13 protein-coding genes are annotated in these 18098 nt (G+C 66.5%); 2 read left to right on the top strand and 11 right to left on the bottom strand.

Annotated elements, in window-relative coordinates:
* Nucleotides 1-43: 43 nt before the first annotated feature.
* The 5 genes from IPG63_00575 to IPG63_00555 all read right to left on the bottom strand — a co-directional run bounded on the left by IPG63_00575 (nt 44) and on the right by IPG63_00555 (nt 9548).
* Nucleotides 44-2935: a hypothetical protein gene (locus IPG63_00575; GenBank protein ID MBK6725747.1), complete on the bottom strand. Its 2892-nt coding sequence runs from the start codon at nt 2933-2935 to the stop codon at nt 44-46.
* Between the two features lie 88 nt (nt 2936-3023).
* Nucleotides 3024-5960, bottom strand: coding sequence for a hypothetical protein (locus IPG63_00570; GenBank protein MBK6725746.1), 2937 nt, complete (start codon nt 5958-5960; stop codon nt 3024-3026).
* 165 nt (nt 5961-6125) lie between these two features.
* Complete coding sequence (locus IPG63_00565; protein ID MBK6725745.1) at nt 6126-7091, bottom strand: ribokinase; 966 nt, start codon at nt 7089-7091, stop codon at nt 6126-6128.
* Nucleotides 7092-7101: 10 nt separating this feature from the next.
* Nucleotides 7102-8388 (bottom strand): NupC/NupG family nucleoside CNT transporter, encoded by a 1287-nt coding sequence (locus tag IPG63_00560; protein ID MBK6725744.1) that lies wholly within the window; start codon nt 8386-8388, stop codon nt 7102-7104.
* Between the two features lie 71 nt (nt 8389-8459).
* Entirely contained in the window at nt 8460-9548 is a 1089-nt protein-coding gene (locus IPG63_00555) for a hypothetical protein (GenBank protein ID MBK6725743.1), read from the bottom strand.
* A gap of 56 nt (nt 9549-9604) precedes the next feature.
* Here IPG63_00555 and IPG63_00550 point away from each other — a divergent pair, with 56 nt between their 5' ends.
* Nucleotides 9605-10579 (top strand): aldo/keto reductase, encoded by a 975-nt coding sequence (locus IPG63_00550; protein MBK6725742.1) that lies wholly within the window; start codon nt 9605-9607, stop codon nt 10577-10579.
* 1 nt (nt 10580) lies between these two features.
* Here IPG63_00550 and IPG63_00545 read toward each other — a convergent pair whose 3' ends face one another.
* From IPG63_00545 to IPG63_00535, 3 genes are read right to left on the bottom strand one after another with little or no spacing between them, the layout of a single operon-like run.
* On the bottom strand, nt 10581-11660 hold the full coding sequence (locus IPG63_00545) for a PDZ domain-containing protein (protein MBK6725741.1): 1080 nt from the start codon (nt 11658-11660) through the stop codon (nt 10581-10583).
* Between the two features lie 23 nt (nt 11661-11683).
* Complete coding sequence (locus IPG63_00540) at nt 11684-12256, bottom strand: hypothetical protein (protein MBK6725740.1); 573 nt, start codon at nt 12254-12256, stop codon at nt 11684-11686.
* A complete protein-coding gene (locus IPG63_00535; GenBank protein ID MBK6725739.1) occupies nt 12249-12737 on the bottom strand; it encodes a sigma-70 family RNA polymerase sigma factor in 489 nt (162 codons plus the stop codon). Before IPG63_00535 ends, IPG63_00540 begins: the two co-directional genes overlap by 8 nt.
* Nucleotides 12738-12937: 200 nt before the next feature.
* Here IPG63_00535 and IPG63_00530 point away from each other — a divergent pair, with 200 nt between their 5' ends.
* Nucleotides 12938-14254, top strand: coding sequence for a GGDEF domain-containing protein (locus IPG63_00530; GenBank protein MBK6725738.1), 1317 nt, complete (start codon nt 12938-12940; stop codon nt 14252-14254).
* Nucleotides 14255-14333: 79 nt separating this feature from the next.
* On the opposite strand, the gene IPG63_00525 is transcribed toward IPG63_00530, so the two are convergent.
* The 3 genes from IPG63_00525 to IPG63_00515 form a co-directional block, all read right to left on the bottom strand.
* Nucleotides 14334-15122 carry a hypothetical protein gene (locus IPG63_00525; GenBank protein ID MBK6725737.1) on the bottom strand — a complete coding sequence of 263 codons (789 nt, stop codon included), beginning with the start codon at nt 15120-15122 and terminating at the stop codon, nt 14334-14336.
* 292 nt (nt 15123-15414) lie between these two features.
* Entirely contained in the window at nt 15415-16797 is a 1383-nt protein-coding gene (locus tag IPG63_00520) for a hypothetical protein (protein ID MBK6725736.1), read from the bottom strand.
* A 4-nt stretch (nt 16798-16801) separates the two neighbouring features.
* Complete coding sequence (locus IPG63_00515) at nt 16802-18082, bottom strand: hypothetical protein (protein MBK6725735.1); 1281 nt, start codon at nt 18080-18082, stop codon at nt 16802-16804.
* Between the last annotated feature and the right edge of the window lie 16 nt (nt 18083-18098).

The raw sequence follows: 18098 nt of genomic DNA, 5'->3' as shown, positions 1-18098 counted from the left end.
TTGTAGTGGCGGCCGCAACGCGCGGCCGCCACGGTGTCGCGCCTCAATCGGGGCAGGCCCCGAGCCGCTGCAAGGTCACGCTGCGCTGCAGGTTGGCGAAGCTGCCGGCGACTACGCTGTCGTCGAAGCGGTAACTCAGCGTCGCGTGCGCGCAGTCGTGCACGGTGAGCGTGGCCTCGCCGACGGCGTGGGTGTTGCGCGTGGGTTCGCCGGCACGCGAGCCGCCGATGGTGCGATAGATCTGCGCAGCCACCGCGACGCCGTAGCCGGAGGGGTTGGCGCCTTGCAGCGTGAACCAGTGCTGGGCCGATTCGTCATCGACCCCGGCTTCGGTGTCGTAGGTGAACCAGCCGGCGAGGAACTGATTGAAGCGTGTGCCGCTGGCCGATACTGCCAGACCCTGTCCGCTGCGACTCGGGTCGTACCAGGCGCCACTCAGTTCGATGACGGGCGCCGCATCCTGCGCCGGCGAGACGCCGCTGCCAGTTTCACAAGCGCTCGTGCGTGGCGTCAGCCGCTGCAGCGGCAAGGCACCACTCTCGTCGCCGATGCGATACCAGAATTCCATGTGGTCGCAATCGGTGAACACCAGTTCGGCGCTGCCGACCGGTTCCGCACCGGTCTCGCCCGCTGCATCGAATCGTCCGCCGCCATTGCGGTAGATCGGCAGCGTGATCGAGCCACGTTCGAGCCCGACATTGCCCTGCACGCTGAGCCACTGCTGCTTCTCCAGGCGATTGCCGCCCTCGGCCGCATAGGTGTGCCACGCCGCGAACAGGTGGCTGCCTTGGTTCAGCTGATCGACGATCAAACCCTGTCCGGTCGAGGACGGTGAGTACCACGAACCGGAAAGTGCGGTCTGCGCGACCTGGCCCGCGAAGGCCGGCGTCGTGGGCTGGTAAAGGCGCAGCCAGTAGCGGTCGGTTGCGGCATCCGAGTCGGTCGCCTGCAGCAGGCCGTCACCGGCGACGTGCAGCACCGTCCCGTGATCGAGCGCGAGCGCATGTCGCTGCGAGATCGTGCCGCCGGCGTCGACACGCAACAGCGACACACTGCCGGGTGAGGTGCCGGTCAGCCATGCGCCGGAATGGTTCGACTTCCAGAAGCGGATGTCGAGGCCGGGCGCGGGTTCCGAATGCAGGACGCTGCCGAGGTCGCGTGACAGCGCGTGCACCTGCGGTGCCGCGCGACCTTCATCGGCTCGCGTCGCGACCAGCACGGAGCTGCCAGTATCGATGGCATCGCTGATGCGCTGGTCGTTGGCGAAACGATGCTGCCCGACCAGAGTGCCGTTGGCCGCGAGCCGAAACAGGTGGCCTTCGTCGTTGCTGAATCCGCTGAGCAGCAGGCTGCCATCGTCCGACCAGCGCGCGCGCTCGAGTTCGATGTTCGCGGCGATGCTGATGCGGGACCGCGCTTGTCCAGCGAGGTCGTACAGCACGATCTCGGCACCGGTGAGCGTGGCGATACCAAATCGGCTGTCGGCCGCCGCAAAGCCCGCTGCGGGCAGGGTGAAGCGCAGCGTGCCCGCAGCATCGTATGCGAATACATTTCCGTCGAATTGGACCAGTAGATCGCCGTCGACGCCGAGAATGCGGCCGCGCGGGAGCGAGGCGAAGCCCGCGTTCTGCTCAACGCTGGTCAAGAGGGCGCCACTGCGTCGATCGAAGCAATCGGTACGGCTGCCGTTGGACAGAGTGAACACTTGCGTCTGCATTACGCAGATCCGCGCCATGCCGGCGCGGACGCCATCGATGCGGTCATAGAGAACAGGCAGCTGGAGCGTGATCGAGGACGGCGCGCCATGTTCCGCCAGCACGCGGAGCTGGTTCCTGTCTCCCTGCACCAGCACGCCGTCGAAGGCCAGCACGGAGGCATTCGCTGGGCCGAGGGGCAGTGTGTCCTCGTCGGCGAGCTGTTGTCCGTTCGGTGAGTACAGCGCAAGCCCTGCCGAGGACTGGACAAGCGCGAGTCCGTTGTCGAGCACATCCAGCGAATGCATGCCATGAGCCAGCGGGACTACGGTGCGCACGCCGGAGGAGTCGATGTGGATCAGACTCAGGAGACCGGGTGTCTCGAGCCAGAACCCATGGTCGTAGGTGCGCAGGGCCGATGGGGTGACGACACCGAGGCGGAAGCGGACGGCTCCGTTTGCAGCGCGATACTCGATTTCCTGACCCCTTGCGGTGACCACGCCGCCCTCGCGAGTCGCCTGCAGCGGACGGGCTCCCGCGATGGTTTGATCCTGCGGCCACTGGTCGCCATTGGCGAGGAGGTGGGTCGCCCGCCCGCCCCCGTCCAGGGGATCCCTGACGCCGACCCAGGCGCCGCCAGCGAGGTCGTCCACGACGCTCGTGGCGCAACTGCCTGTGTCCCAGCGCGCCAGCGTCCGCCCGCGGGCGTCGATGCGCTTGACGCTGCCGCCGCTGGCGCCATCGAAACTGAGGCACTCCGCGATCAGCGCACCGTCGCGGTCGACCAGCGGAGCGCTCGGTGGGGCTTCGCGGTCTGGCGAGAACGCGAACACGCTGCGCGTTGCGCCGTCGCGGGCGAGGCGATCGACCGAGCCCAGTCCGGAGAAGAAATCGGAGTACTTGCTCACCCACAGGTTGCCGGCGCCGTCTGCGCGCAGGTCGTACGCGTTGTAGTCGGCGTTGTCCCACAGCTTTCCGCGGCGCGAGCTGTACAGCGATTTCCCGCGTACCCCGTACTGTTCGGGAAGGTCGTAGATGCCAACGCGGCGCCCTTCACGGTCGATCGCGAACGCGGTGCCGACCGAAAATCCGTGGGGTCCGGTCACGATCACCGGATGCGCGCTCTGATCATCGGAGGCCGGCGAGCTGATGTCGGTACTCTGTGTCCACTGCGCTGCATCCGCACCGCTGGCGAGCATTCCGAGCAGCAAGGCGAGGCTGTGCTTCTTGGTCTTGTTCATGGGGTTCACTCCGTTGAATTGTCGTTCTCGTCGGGTCTGTGCCCGATCTGGCCCGGCCCGCGACGAGTCGCGGGCCGGAGAGGTGGTGTTATTGCGGGCAGGCCCCGAGCCGCACCAGCGCCACGCTGCGCTGCAGGTTGGCGAAGCTGCCGGCGATCACGCTGTCGTCGAAGCGGTAACTCAGCGTCGCATGCGCGCAGTCGTGCACGGTGAGCGTGGCCTCGCCGACGGCGTGGGTGTTGCGCGTGGGTTCGCCGGCACGCGAGCCGCCGATGGTGCGGTGAATTTGCGCCGTCACCGATTCACCGAAGTGTTCCGGCGTGGCGCCCTGCAGGGTGAACCAGTGTTGCGCCGCTTCGTCGTCGACGCCAGCCTCGGTGTCGTAGGTGAACCAGCCGGCGAGGTAGCTGCCGAAGCGTGCGCCGGAGGTGTTGAAGGTCAGGCCCTGGCCGCTCTGCGAGGGCACGTACCAGGCACCGTCGATGGCGAGACCCTTCGCTGCGTCGAGCGGCGGCTGCGTGCTGCTGCCGTCGTCGCAGGTCTGCGTGCGCGGCGTCAGGCGTTGCAGCGGGAAGGCGCCCGTGTCCGCGCCGATGCGGTACCAGAACTCCATCTGGTCGCAACTGGTGAACACCAGTTCGGCGCTGCCGACCGCTTCGGACGGTGTGGTGCCGTCGGTGTCGAAACGGCCATTGCCGTTGCGGTAGATCGGCAGGGTGATGCGCCCGCGTTCGTTCGCCACCTCGCCGGTGACAGTGAACCACTGCTGCTTCGACAGCGCATTGCCGCCCTCGGGTGCATAGGTATGCCACGCACCGAACAGCACGTTGCCATTCAGAAGTTGCAGCAGCAGGCCTTGGCCGGTCGAGGCCGGTGAGTACCAGGAACCGGTCAGCGCGGATTGGCGGATGGGGCCAGTGAAGGCGCTCGGTGTCGGATGCGAGATGCGCAGCACGTCGCGGCCCAACGAATCATCCGCCGTCATGGCTCGGACGGTGCCGTCGGGGTCGACATTGAAGCGGTTCGTCGTGCCGCTGATCGGAAGCACCTTCCTCTCCATCGCCACTGCTTGGCCCGGCCGGTACTGCAGCGTCAGTAGTCCGAATGCAGCCTCGTAGCCGAGCCGTGCCGCTCCGAGGCGCGCCGGCCACAGGCGCGGACCCGGGTAGCTTGTCGTGTCGGGGCTGCGGAAATCGTGTTGGCCGCGCAACTCCAGGCCGCGGTCGAGCAGGAGCAGTTGCGCGTCGCGCATGCCCGCCTGGGCGGCGGCGGCCGCCAGCAATTGCACGCCATGCGCCGATCCATCTACAGCGATGATGCTGAACGCGGCAGCGGGAAGCGCCACGTCGCGTTGCGCCAGCAGCGTACCCTCCTGGCTGTAATGAAACACCGTGGCCGGAGAGGCAGTTTCGGCCACCACGGTGCTGCCGTCGCTGCCGACACCGACGATGGCCTCGCCGGTCGCGATCGGTGCTGCAACATCAAACATCGGGCTCCCGTCCAGTCGGTAGCGCAGCAGTCGTTGGGCACCATCGACCGAACGCAGGACAGCGATGCCTTGGGTCGGATGCAGGTGGTAGTCGAGCGCGTCAGCGAGGCTGATGCGGTTGACCAGGGTTAGCTCTGAACCCCAGACCTCAAGTGCGCTGCCAGAAGCCGTCACCAGCGTACCGTTCAGGTGTAACAGACGTCCCCCGGTGACGTCCGCGGTCGTTCCGCTCCTGCGAGAGTAGCAACGCACAACGTGGGGGTGCCCAAGCTGCACCTTCTCGTATCCCGCGCAGATGTTGTTGGAGTCCGCCAGAACCTGAAGCGCGCGACCCCGAGGGGTATCGAGCCTCGGTGCTAGAGGTCGACCGTTGCTGTCGAGGGCCTCGACGCCATCGTCGTAATACGCGGCGGCAGAACCGCCGATGGAGGAAACTTCTATTCGCGTGCGTGTGGCGGTCGGGAATTCCGTGCCGGGCAGATCGCGCAGCGGCATGCCGTTGCCGGAGTGGATGCGGTACGCACCGAATCCGGCCGGCTCAGATGGTGCGGCAGGGTAGGCGAGGACCAGCGTGCCACCGGGATGGGCGGCGTAGGCGGTGGCACGAGCATCGCTCACTTGCGTGACCCAGCTGCCATTGGAGCTGACACGCGTGAACTTGCCCAAACCGGCGTCGTGGAACCAGAAACCGTCTTGCACGGCGACACCCGAACGCTCCGATCGCGAAAACCGGATGCGACCTCCGATGTCAATCGACTGCATCCTCGGCGCGGAGGGTTCCGGCGAAAGCACGAGCACTCCACCATCGGCGCTGATTCCGTCGCGGGAAAGGAACGCTTGCATGACCTGGCGCGACCAAGCGCCGCCGCTCGTTCCAGGTAAGTGATGAAGCGTGCCGGCGGCGAGCGGGCTCGTCGCCTCGCACAGTGCGTAGAGTCCACCGTGGCGGTCTTCGGCCGCGTTCTTGCTGCAAGTCGGAACCGTGAACTCGCGAATCACGCCACGCAGCGGGTCGAGCTGCACGGCGAGAGCACGGGTGGCGTTGGTCAGCAGGACAATGGCGCCGCGCTCCCGCATTCGCGGCTGCACGCGCACAACGTTCATATCGGGATGCCCCAGGCTGGCGCCGTTCCAGCTCCAGTACTGGGCTCCGTCGGCAGCAAGGTAGACGGCTTGGTGGGAGTCCCAGAACCCCCCTGACGCGTCTTTGTCGTGGCCGAAGAAGCCGATGGGGTAGCGAGCCTGCCAGATCTTGCCGCGCCGCGAACTGACCCCGCTCATGTAACCCACGAGATCGATCTTCTCGGGGATCGTGTAGGGCGAAATGTCTGCGCCCGTAATTGGATCGAGCGCGCGGGAGGGGCCGAGCCAAATCGCATCTTCCGTGGCGGTCGGTGCATCTCCGTTGCGCTGCGCCGCGGTTTCACTCTCATAGATGTCGACCGTGGTCGTCCATTCCGCTGCGTCGCTGCGGCCGACGCCGCTGGCCAGCATTCCGAGCAGCAAGGCGAGGCTGTGCTTCTTGGTCTTGTTCATGGTGTTCACTCCGTTGAGCCTTCATCGCCGTCGGATCTGTGCCCGATCGGTCCTGCATGCGGCGTGCCCGGATGGGGTCGCGCAGTGCATGCGGAGGAAGTTAACCCGCCTTGGCGAGGATGGTTCCGAAATGTCACGCAAGTGCTGTTGCGGGAGCGCAACAATTCAGCCGGCGAGGCGTTGCTCGACGTCGGCGCGGGTGGGCATGGCCAGTGCGGCGCCGCGTTGTTCGGTGGCGATGCCGGCATAGGCGCTGGCAAAACGCAGGGCCTGGGCGAGCGGCTGTTGCGGATCGCGTGCGAGTTCGGCGGCGAGTGCGCCGTTGAAGGCATCGCCGGCGCCGGTGGTGTCGATGGCGTTGGCCTTGATCGCGGCGATGCGATAGCTGGTGGCGGTGTCGTTGAACGCGGCCGCATCGGCGTGCGAGACGAAGCAGCCGGCGGAGCCGAGCGTGATCGCGACGCTGCCCTGGTGCAGGCGTCGGCACAGTGCGTGCAGTTCGCTGCTCGGGGTCGAGGCGATGTCGTCAGCGCGCACGCGCTCGCCGAGAACGTGAAGGCACAGCGCGGCGAACTCGGTTTCGTTCGGGGTGGCGAGGTCGGCGAGTTCGAGCAGCAGTTCGTCGACCACGGCGTCTGCCGGTGCCGGGTTGAGCAAGGTGCGGCGCCCGGTTTCGCGTGCGATCGACAGGGCGCGGAATACCGCGTCGCGATCCACTTCGAGTTGCGCCAGCACCACCACGGCGTTGCGGATGCGTTGTGCTTCGCGCTCGATGAATGCGGTCGAGAGTGCAGCGTTGGCGCCGGGCGCGACGACGATGGCGTTGCGGCCGCGGGCGTCGACGAAGATGCCGGCGGAACCGGTGGCGATGTCGCCATGCACTTCGTCGACCAGATCGATGCCGCAGCCGGTGGCGAGCGCGCGCGCGTGCTGCGCGGCGAGGTCATCGCCGAGCGCGACCAGAAAGGTGGTGGCCGCACCGCTGCGCGCGCAGGCCACCGCCTGGTTGAAGCCCTTGCCGCCGGGGCCGCTGTGATAGCGGCCACTGCGGGTGGCGCCGGACGCGGGCAGCTCCTCGCCGACCCAGACGTGGTCCTGATTGTACGAACCGACCACGACCACGGTGCCCATCGTCGTCACCTCAGGCGAACTGCGACAGCACGCCGGCGATGGTCGCGGTCATGAAGGTCGCGATCGAGCCGCCGAGCACGGCGCGCAGGCCAAGTCGCGCCAGGTCGCTGCGGCGTTCCGGCGCCAGTCCGCCGATGCCGCCGATCTGGATCGCGATCGAGCTGAAGTTGGCGAAACCGCAGAGCGCGTAGGTGGCCACGAGCGCGCCCTGCTGGGTCAGTTCCACGCCGCCTGGCTTCAGGATTTCCGACAGTTGCAGGTAGGCGACGAACTCGCTGATCACCACCTTCTGCCCGATCAGCGAGCCGACGGTGTTGGCGTCGCTCCAGGGCACGCCGATCAGCCAGGCGATCGGCGAGAGGAGGTAACCGAACAGGTTGGCGAGGTCGGTCGGCTTGCCGAGCTGTGCGGCGATGCCGGTGACTTCACCGAGCCAGGTCAGCGGTGCATTGACCATCGCGATCAGCGCGATGAAGGCGAGCAGCATCGCGCCGATGTTCAGCGCCAGCTTCAGTCCGTCGCCGGCACCGGCGGCGGCAGCGTCGATGATGTTGCTGGTGGTCTTCTCGACTTCCATGCGCACGGTGCCGCGGGTCAGCGGTTCGCCGACCTCGGGCACCAGGATCTTGGCGATGACCAGTGTCGCCGGTGCCGCCATGATCGAAGCGGCGAGCAGGTGTTTGGCATAGAAGCCCTGGGCCGCCAGGTCGGGGCCGCCGAGCATCAGCACATAAGCCGCGAGCACGCCGCCGGCGATGTGCGCCATGCCGCCGATCATCATCGTCAGCAGTTCCGACTCGGTCATCCGGCCGATGTACGGGCGCACCGTCAGCGGCGCCTCGGTCTGGCCGATGAACACGCTGGCGCAGACGCTGGTGGTCTCGGCGCCGGAAACCTTCATCACCTTGGTGATCGCCAACGCCATCACCCGCACCACCGCCTGCATCACGCCGAGGTGGTAGAGCACGCTCATCAGCGCGGCGAAGAAGATGATCGTCGGCAACACCTGGAAGGCGAAGATGAAGCCGTACTTCGGAATGTCCATCAAACCGCCGAAGACGAAGTTCGATCCGGCGGCAACGAAGCCAAGCACCTTCACGAACACGTCGCTCAACCACTGGAACGCGTCCTTGCCGCCGGGCACCAGCAGCACCAGCGTGGCGAAGGCGATCTGCAACGCGATGCCGGTCGCGACCAGCGTCCAGTTGACGCGGCTCTTGTTGTTGGAGAACAACCAAGCGATACCGATCAGGCAGAGCAGCCCGAACAGGCCGAACAGAATGCTGACAACCACGATCCACTCCCCAGGGGCAAAGACCAGCGCAGGCTAGCCGGTCGCGACCTGCAGCCGCAACCTGCGCTGCCGCATCAGCGCAGCGTCGCGAAACGATCCTGGTCGCAGGCTTTGCGCTGCGCGTCTTCCTGCTCCCACGGCGGCCGCCTCGAGTCCGTCGTGGCGTCGGTACGCGGCCACGAGGTGCGCAAGTCGGCCAGACGCTGGTCGGCGCGCGCCTGCTCGTCCGCATCGAGTTGCGACAAGGAAGGCGGTGGCGCCGTCGCCTCGCCGCGACGATCCATTTCGGAACGCGGCAATGCGATGCCGCGTTCCTGCATCAGGCGCAGGATCGCCTGGGCCTCGGCCGCGTCCGGTTGGATCGCCTGCTGCAACAGCGTGCTGCGCGGGCTGCGCTCGGGCGCGTAGGCCAGCAGCAGTTGCTGCAGTGCTTCGGGCGAACCGGCAGCGGCAGCCGCGCGCATCAGGCGCTCCGCATCGCGCTTGTAGCTGCCAAGGCGTTCGAGGTTGTCGAGGGTCGCATTCAAGCGGAACGCGTCGCCCCGGGCGTAATGCAGCAGCGATGGCAGATGGCCGCTGAGCGCGGCAGTGCGCCACCAGTCGACGTGCCCGGCGACCTGGGCATCGCTCAAGCCCTCGCAACGCGCGTCCAGCGCCGCAGCGTAGTCGGCCTGGCGCTGCGCCAGGTCGAGCATGCGCGATTCCCACTCCACCTGCCGGGGGTCGTTGCTTGCCGACGGCGGCCGGTTCTGCATGCGGCGCGTCGCCTGGTCGAGATCCTGCAGGATCGCCTCGCGCCAAACGCACTGCTGCAGCTCGATCGCGAGCCGGCATGCCGCCTTGCCGTCGCCATGTTGCGCGCGCTCCTTGAGCGCGTCGTGGATGTCGGCAATCTTTGCATCCAATGGCGGCAGCGGCGCGGCGGCGAAGCCGGGCGCGACCTGCGTGATCATCTCGAAACCGACCGGTTGGGCGGGCGACATGGACGCGCCGGCGGCGGGCGCTGCACGGTCGGCAGGCACCGCATCGCCGGCCGCAGTCGTCGCGATCTCGCCGTCCGATTCCGAATTCGCTGCAGGTGCTTGCCGATCGCGCGTCCAGAACCCGATGCCGGCGCCGAGCGCGAGCATGGCCACGGGGATCAGCCAATCCTGCTTCTTCATGCCGGGCATCCTTCTGCTGTGCTTGAATGCGCACCTTTCCATGCGGAGGCGTGCCCATGCAATACCGTCGACTGGGAACTTCCGGGTTGCAGCTTTCGGTGCTGTCCTATGGCACTTGGGTCACCTTCGCCAATCAGCTCGGGCGTGGCGAGGCGCGCGAGTTGGTGGCGCAGTGCCACGACCACGGGGTGAACTTCTTCGACAACGCCGAAACCTATGCCAACGGCGAATCCGAACGCATCCTCGGCGACGTGCTGGTCGACCTGCGCCTGCCGCGCGACTCGTTCTGCGTGTCGAGCAAGGCCTTCTTCGGCGCCGTCGATGCGCCGCGACCGACCCAGCGCGGGCTCTCGCGCAAGCACCTGCGCGATGCCTGCGACCAGGCGCTGGCGCGCATGCGCCTCGATTACCTGGATCTGTATTTCTGTCATCGGCCCGACCCGGAAGTGCCGATCGCCGAGATCGTGACCACGATGGATCTGCTGATCCGCCAGGGCAAGGTGTTGTACTGGGGCACCAGCGAGTGGCCGGCGGCGCTGGTGCTGGAGGCGATCGAATTCGCGCGCGGCAACGGCTTGTTCGCGCCGCAGATGGAGCAGCCGCAATACAACCTGCTGGAGCGCGCGCGGGTCGAGCGCGAATACCTGCCGCTGTTCGCCGAGCATGGTTTCGGTGCGACGGTGTGGTCGCCGCTGGCTTCCGGCCTGCTCACCGGCAAATACGCCCAAGGCGTGCCCGAGGATTCGCGGCTCAACGCCGAAGGCTACGAATGGCTGCGCAAGTTGGTGCTGGCGCGCCGCGATGCGGTGCAGCGCAGCCTCGCCCGCTTCAGCGCGCTGGCCGATGCGCTCGGCGCGGCGCCGGCGACGCTGGCGATCGCGTGGTGCCTGCGCAATCCGCAGGTCACCACGGTGATTCTCGGCGCCTCCAAGCCGGCCCAACTCGATGCGAACTTCGCAGCGCTGGAACTGGTCGCGAGCCTCGATGCGGAGATGGTCTCGCGCATCGAGGCGTGTTTCGCGGCGAATTGAATCAGGCTTCGAGCATCGCCACCGGGGCCACCGGTGGTGCCGGTGGCGCGGGTGGCGCCGAAGGAGCCGCCGGAGCAGCCGGAGCGGCCGGAGGAGCAGGCGGCGCCGGCGGCGCGTGCATGCGGAAGAACAGGTCGTCGCGCTCGGGTGCGGCGATCGTCAGCACCAGCTTCTTGCGCTCGCGCAGCACTTCCACGTTCAGCATCTGCCCGGGCTCCTTGGCGGTGAGCAGGCGCATTGCACCCGGCACGCTTTCGGCCGGCTGGCCGTCGATCACCTGGATCACGTCACCGGCCTTCAGCTGCGGCAGCTTGTCGCCCTCGTTCTCCAGTACCAGCACGCCACTGCCAGCGCCGAAGTACTTGCCGAGCTCGGCATTGAGGCTGGTCAGGTTCAGGTCCAGCCCACCGGCGATGAACCGCAGGTGTTCACGCATCGGGCCGCGATCGCCCTGGTGCATTTCGCGCACGATCTTCTCGCTATCCTTCATGATGATCTGGATATCGCGCTGCATGCGTCCGGGATCGCCATGCATGGGCGCGTGCGGGGCATGGCCCGGCGGCAGGTCGAGCATGCCGACCCAATCGCCCGGCTCGCGCCGCTCGGCGACCATCTTCGCGTCCACGGTCTTGCCCTCGCGCTGGTAGCGCACCGTCACCTCGGTGCCGGCTTCGAGTCCGCCGATGCTGTCGCGCACGGCGGTGACCGCTTCGCGACTCTTGCCCATGGCCTTGCCGTTGACGGCGACGATCAAGTCACCGGGCTTCAGGCCGGCCTTCGCCGCCGGGCTGCCGGGCGTGACCGCGGCGATGCGCGCGCCGTTGTCATCCGGCTCCAGCACCACGCCGATCAGGGCGCGCCGCGGTTCGCCGGCGAACTCGAAGGCGAAGGCGCGCGGTCCGTGGTCGCCGAGCTGCATCGACAGTTCGGCGATGCGCCGCGTCAGTTCGCGAAGTTCGCCGCGGGCGGCGTCGAGTTCCTTGCGCGCATTCGCGCGCGTGGCCTCGTCGGGTTCGGCGCAGAAAGCGGGCGTGCACGCGAGCATCAGTGCGGCGGCGAGCAGTGTGGGTTTGAGCTTCATCGGAATCTCCTTGCGGGTTGCGGTCAGTCGATGCGGTAGTCCGCGCGCTGCAGGTACGCGTCACCGTTGTCGGAAAGGGCGTCGAAGCGCGCGCTGGAGCGCGTCGCCGCGAGTCGGGTCATCAGCTCAACGCGGCGCGACCACAAGGCCTCAGCCTCGTCGTTGCGGGTGGTTGCGTTCAGTTGCAGATCGGTCAGTCCGATCAGGTTTTCGAGCTCGACGCTGGCCATCGCGCTGGCGGCGTCGATCGGCACGCTGCGCGCATCGAGCGCGGCCAGGATCGCGTCGAGCTGCTGCGACTGCTCGATCAGTTCGCGCGTACTGGCGTTGGCGTCGCGCGAGGGCGCCTCAGGTTGCGGATGCAGCACGCGTACGCCGACGATTGCGGCGAACAGGGTCGCGGCCAGTGCCAGCCACGCCGTGGCGACGCGGCGCGTCCCGAACGCCCGATCCGGCCGCGGTGTCACCAGAGCCAACTCGCGGCTCAGCGCGGCGAAGCCGCCTGCGCGCGGCGACCGCAGCGGCAGGGCGCGCAGCGCCGTTGCCAGCGCGGCGTCGTCGCGGTCGGGGTTGGGCGGGAAACGATCATCAGGCATAAGCCACCTGCGCCTGCGGCGCGTCGTAGTAGTCGCGCAGCTTGCGGGTGCCGCGCGCGAGTTGCGATTTCGAGAAGCTCACCGACTTGCCGAAGCTGGTAGCGATCTCCTCGTGTGAATAGCCTTCGACGTGATACAGCCAGACCACACTGCGGGTGATCTCCGGCAGCTTGGCGAGCGCGCGCTCGAGGTCGCGCTGATGTTCTGGCGAGGCGGCCGCGTCATCGGCGGGCTCGGGCATCTCGTCGACGGTCTCGACCACACCACGCCGGCGCAGCCGCATCAGCGCCTCGTTCACCGCGATCTGGCGCAGCCAACCCCAGAACGGGGCGTCGCCGCGGAACTGTCCAAGCTTGCGGAACAGCTGCAGCATGGCGTCGTGCAGGATCTCCTCGGCCTCTTCGGCGTCGCCGAGCAGGCGCAGCGCCAGCGTGTACACCGGGCGTTCGAACAGGCGGTAGATCTGCTCGAACGCACGCATATCGCCGCCGGCACCTCGTTCGATCAGGCTGGCGGGTACGTCGATGGCGAAATGGCTGCTCACGGAACCTAGGATGCGCCGGGGCCGGAAAGGGTCGCAAGCGCCGCGGCCCGCCGGCTGGAGCCGGTTGACCGTGTACGCAGAGCAGCCAATACTCGGACTTGCATTGCCCGCATGGCGGGCGCGAGCGAGGAATCGAGATGAGCGCAAGCGTGTCGAACCTGCCTGAGTCCCCGGTGATCATGCCGTCGCCAGCGATCTCGCCGCAGGGGATGCGCGCGTCCTTCGCACGCTTCTGCTGGGTGCTGCTGCTGGCAGTCACGGTCCACGTTCTGCTCGCGGCTGCGCTGGCTGCGCAGTTGGCGCAGATGGTCTTGCCGCTGCGCATGCTTGCCGACGCAGTGCTCCTGCTCGTCGCGGTCGGGGTGCCGGCCTGGTATCTGCTCTACCTGCCGATCATGCGCGAGGCGCGCTGCGCATTGGATGCCAAGGAGCAGGAGTCCGCAGCCCTGCACGAGCGGCTGCGCGTGCACGACCTGAATGTGCGTCTGGCGGAGGCGCTGGAGATGGCCGAGGATGAGGATGCCGTGCTGCGCATCGCGCGCCAGGCGCTGTCGGTGGCCGCCGACGGTGCTCCGGCGCAATTGCTGCTGGCCGACTCGGCGGATTCCTCGATGCGTCATTCTCTAATCGAGGGCGACTTGCCCGAGGCGGTTCGTTGCTTCATCGAACGCCCCTGCGACTGCCCATCGGTGCGGCGTGGCATGGGTACGGTGTACGAGGACAGTCTGGTTCTGAGCGCGTGTCGCGGGCTCAAGGGGCCGATCTCCAGTTCTTGCGCCGCTGCCTGCACGCCGATCACCGTTGCCGGGTCCGGGGTGGGCATGGTGCGCGCGCTCGGGCCGGCGGGCGATCCGGTGCTGTATCGCTTGCTGCAGGCACTGAACACCGCGGCGCACCATGTAGGCGCACGTCTCGCGGTGATTCGCTCGATGGCTGCGTCCGCGCGTCAGGCGGCGACCGATCCGCTGACCGGTGCCGCAAACCGGCGCAGCGCCGAGGCACGCATGGCCGATCTCGCGCAGCAGCCTGGCGGCTACGTGCTGGCGATGATCGACATCGACCACTTCAAGAAGATCAACGACGGCCATGGTCACGAGGTCGGCGATCGCGCCCTGAAACTGCTGGTGGACACGGTGCGTCGGGTGATCCGCCGCGAGGACGTGCTCTGTCGCTACGGCGGTGAAGAGTTCCTGCTGATCCTTCCCGGCATCGACCTCGCGAACGCGGTAGGCGTGCTGCAGAGCGTGCGCGGCGAACTGCCGGCGGCCTGTGCCCATGCCGGCTTGCCGGCATTCACCATCAGTGCCGGCGTCGCCGATGCGCCTACCGCCAACCCGGGAATGCAGATGCGTGCAGCCGACGCGGCACTGTATCGAGCCAAGGCTGCCGGTCGCGACCGGGTGTTGTGCGCGGAACCCTTGGCTGTGGCCGCGACGTCGGAGGAGCGCGCCTGATCCGCCCGCCGGAGGGAGTCGGAGCGCAATAAAAACGCCGCGGACCGGCCGCGGCGTTCGTGGGGTCGCGTCTGACCGATCAGAGATCGGTTGCGATCGTGATCGAGAAGTACACGCGCTGGTCGGCGGTTTCCGCCCAGAAGGCCTCGGCTTCGCTGTCGCTGTCGGCCCAGCCGAGCGTGGTGCTCACCGGTCCGAACTCCTTGGACAGGGACACGCCGTAGTGCATGTAGTCGATGTCGTGGGCGCCGGTCTGTTCGCCCTCGTCGTTGAACTCCGGCCAACCGCTGCCGACGCTGAAGTGACCGACTTCGCCATCGAGGGTCAGGTCCCACCACGGCAGGCCGTAGCTGCCGGAGAGGGCGAAGTAGACGCCGTCATCGTCGAGGTTGAACACGTCATTGGTGTAGCCCACCGTCGCCGTGATCATCTCGTTGAAGGTGATCGAACCGACCAGTTCGTTGTAGTCGTAGTCGACGCCCTCGGCGGTGCCGGGATAGATGTAGCGGATCAGCTGGATGTCGCCGGCCAGGCTGTCGTTGAAGTCCCAGGCGTAGCCGATGTAGGTGTCGAGCTCGATCTTGGCATCGTCCTCGTCCATCCAGTCGGTGTCATCGGGGGTGAAGTCGACGCTCGAACCCCAGACGCCGCCGTAGAGGCCGGACTCGTGCTCGAAGGCGAGCTCGCCTTGCAGCGCGAAGTCCTCCTGCGACTGCGAAACGCCGCGCCAGACATAGTCGCTGGTCAGCGTCGCCGAAGCGCTGAAGGTCAGCGGGCCCGAGCTCTCCTCGCCTTCCTCGTCCTGCGCCATGACCGACAACGGCAGCGCGGCGAGCAGGGCCAGGGCAAACAGCGATTTCTTGTGCATGTGGAACCTCCAGTGGTTGGGGCAATGGCCGGGAGTCGCGTAACCGTCCTGCGACGCCTTGGCGCCGAGTGTAATCCGGTTTCGGCCCCGGCAATCACCCCCGCAATCGTCAACCTTGGCGCCCGTGGGGGTGGCGACAACGCCGGCTCCCCATGCTGGCCCGAGCCGGTTCCGATGCGCGAAGCCGGCTGCCGGGGGCATGTCCTTCAATCGGTGTGCGGCCAAGCGAAGCCCGGTCGATGCCGAAAGGAGATGTGAAATGTCGAACTGGCCCCACCTTCGCCGACACGACTCATTCAAATCCATCTGCGTGCATCGGTAGATCAAAGATCACAACGCGATTTCCCTTCGATTGCACGGCGACACGTTGTTCATTCGGAAATCGAGCGATGTTCCCGACACCACCGTACTCGATTGTGCCGATACAGCTATTTTCTTCGCTCACGATGCCGCGCGGCTGCACCGATCTATTGCCGACAGTCACGGCGCCGACATTTTGCAGTCCATTGTGATCGAAAGTACGCGCCTTCAGTACGAAGAGCCCATCGGGATAGATCACCGGATCATCCCATCCGACCGAGTCACCCTCGGAATCGCCGACCCAAGCATTCTCGGACGTAATCAACCCTGTTGCGGCGCCGTTGCCAGAAAAAATGGCGCCCGAGAACGCGGCGGGGCCATTCGACCAACGGTCGGAGCGGAGCAGGAAATGGCCTGCTCCGACATCATCGATCGCTCCGAAGAAATCACCGGTGCTTGCGCCGAGCAATGACACCGTTGAAGAATGCGTGCCAGTGATTGCCGCGAGCCCGTCCGACCATCGCACGGCACCTACGTCTTGCCGGGCGCCATCGTCCCAATTGTAGGAGACAATCGCGTACGCTCCTCCCGACAGAAGACGTACGCGACCCGCGATGGACTCCGAGTTTGCACCGACAAACGAATTGGCCGAGGACACGAGTCCGCTGGTGCCTCCTAAGCCGTTGCCCCAGGTGACAGCGCCCGCGTCCGCACTCGCGCCATTGGCCCAACCGCCCGAGTCAACCACGTAGTTGCCGTTTGGCAGCGCTTGAACGGATCCGACACCATCGTGCATGGCGCCGCCGACCAGGGAATTGGACATGTTGACCGGTCCGGCCGCTCCGACGAAGCCGTCGCACCACGTCACTGCGCCCGCATCGACCAGTCCTGCGTGGTCCCAGAAAGAACTGCTGGCCACGTAGTGTCCGTTGCTCAGCGGGACAACGTTGTAGCCGACGTTGTCATAGGCAGTGCTTCCGATCAGCGAGTTGGACGCGGATACCACGCCCGTGGTGCCCGACATGCCATCACCCCACGTTGCAGCGCCTGCGGATGATGCACCGGGCGCATTCCAGTTCATGGATGCAACGACGTAGTTTCCATTCGCCAGCGCGGTCACTCCGGAATTCGAAACGCGGTCGTTCGTCGTACTGCCGACCAACGAGTTCAGTGCACTGACTTCGCCGATCGTCGGCGCACCCGGGTTGATCCACGTGGCAGCTCCGGCATCCACGGCTGCGCCGTTGTTCCAGGATTGCGTCTGTGCGACGGCTCCGCCTGAGACGAGTTTGGTTAACCTGTATCCGACGCGATCTGCGGGCGCCGTGCCCACCAACGAATTCGCGAGACCGACCGGGCCGGATACGCCAGTCATTCCGTCACCCCATGTCACTGCGCCCGCATCCGCAAGGGGAGGCCCGGTCCCAGTTCGGAGAATTAACCACGTAGTTGCCATTGTCGAGCACGATTAGATCGCTGCCGACTTGGTCCCCAGCCGATGTGCCGACCAGCGCATTCGCAGACGAAACAGGACCCACGCTTCCTCCGGACGAGTTCAGCCAGACGACTGCACCGGCATCGACAGCGCTGCCGTTATTCCAATGCCGCAGGGGCATGGCGATGTTTCCCCCGGCCAGCACCACCGGGTTCGATGCGTGGAGACTGACACTGTCCCCCGCCGACGATCCCACGATCGAATTGGATGCCGAGACAACGCCAACGGAACCTCCATTGCCGTTGCCCCAAGTGACCGCGCCGACATTCGCCAGAGGTGGATTCATCCATCGTTGGCTCGATACGAAGTAGTGCCCGGTCGACAACGGAAGTACGCCGCCGTAACCGATGGCATCGCCCTCGTTCGATCCGATCAGCGAATTCGAAGCTGACACGACACCGATGCACGGCGAAATCCCGGGGCACCAGGTCACCGCTCCGCGCTTGCCACGCCAATCGTTGCTGATGACTACGTAATTTCCGTTTTCTAGAACCACCGCAGAGTCAGGTCCGAACTCAGAGCCTCCTCCCACCTCGTCGTCAGGTTGATCGCCGACGAGCGAGTTCGCTGCAGAGACAATGCCTGTGGTTCCGGTCACGCCGTTGCCCCATGTCACTGCACCGAGCCAGTGCGACTCGCCAACGCTCCAATCAGGCATGGTGAGCACGTAGTGACCATTCGGCAGCGCAGTCACCCTTGCCCAACCCAGTGAGCTGCCGCTCGCCGCAACGAGCGAATTTCCTGCGCTGACGGCGCCATTGAGGCCTGTGACCCCGTTCACCCATGTGACGGCACCGCGTGGAGCCAATCCTGGCGCGCCGCCCCAAGAGTCGCTACCGACCAAGAAATTGCCGTTGGTGAGCAGGTGAAGTTGCTCGCCGACCATGTCATAGGCATTGGATCCGGTGAGTCGGCTGATCAACTGGCCGTTGGGACGGTAAAGATAGACGGCGCCCACATCCGGGGTCGAACCCAAGTCAAATCGACGATCGGCAATTACGAGATTGCCCGACGGAAGAGCCAGAATCGACGACCCGAATTCCTCGCTACCCGGTGGGCCGACAATGTCGATTCGCCTCACGAGGCCAGCGCCTAGAGACGGCGTCGCAAGCGCAAGAGCCAGCGTGCCACAACAAATCAGCTGCGGATTCAGAAGTTTTTTCATGGACTCAGATCTCGAC

This window comes from Lysobacterales bacterium (assembly GCA_016703225.1).
Classification (GTDB): Bacteria; Pseudomonadota; Gammaproteobacteria; order Xanthomonadales; family Ahniellaceae; genus JADKHK01.
This window is presented reverse-complemented; position numbering and strand designations above follow the sequence as displayed.

Excerpts from the sequence above, each read along its gene's own strand:
- IPG63_00530 (MBK6725738.1), top strand. The coding sequence starts at position 12,938 with ATGAGCGCAAGCGTGTCGAACCTGCCTGAGTCCCCGGTGATCATGCCG.
- IPG63_00565 (MBK6725745.1), bottom strand. The coding sequence starts at position 7,091 with ATGGGCACCGTGGTCGTGGTCGGTTCGTACAATCAGGACCACGTCTGG.
- IPG63_00575 (MBK6725747.1), bottom strand. The coding sequence starts at position 2,935 with ATGAACAAGACCAAGAAGCACAGCCTCGCCTTGCTGCTCGGAATGCTC.
- IPG63_00570 (MBK6725746.1), bottom strand. The coding sequence starts at position 5,960 with ATGAACAAGACCAAGAAGCACAGCCTCGCCTTGCTGCTCGGAATGCTG.
- IPG63_00525 (MBK6725737.1), bottom strand. The coding sequence starts at position 15,122 with ATGCACAAGAAATCGCTGTTTGCCCTGGCCCTGCTCGCCGCGCTGCCG.
- IPG63_00550 (MBK6725742.1), top strand. The coding sequence starts at position 9,605 with ATGCAATACCGTCGACTGGGAACTTCCGGGTTGCAGCTTTCGGTGCTG.
- IPG63_00515 (MBK6725735.1), bottom strand. The coding sequence starts at position 18,082 with ATGAAAAAACTTCTGAATCCGCAGCTGATTTGTTGTGGCACGCTGGCT.
- IPG63_00555 (MBK6725743.1), bottom strand. The coding sequence starts at position 9,548 with ATGAAGAAGCAGGATTGGCTGATCCCCGTGGCCATGCTCGCGCTCGGC.
- IPG63_00540 (MBK6725740.1), bottom strand. The coding sequence starts at position 12,256 with ATGCCTGATGATCGTTTCCCGCCCAACCCCGACCGCGACGACGCCGCG.
- IPG63_00535 (MBK6725739.1), bottom strand. The coding sequence starts at position 12,737 with ATGCGTGCGTTCGAGCAGATCTACCGCCTGTTCGAACGCCCGGTGTAC.
- IPG63_00545 (MBK6725741.1), bottom strand. The coding sequence starts at position 11,660 with ATGAAGCTCAAACCCACACTGCTCGCCGCCGCACTGATGCTCGCGTGC.
- IPG63_00520 (MBK6725736.1), bottom strand. The coding sequence starts at position 16,797 with ATGACTGGCGTATCCGGCCCGGTCGGTCTCGCGAATTCGTTGGTGGGC.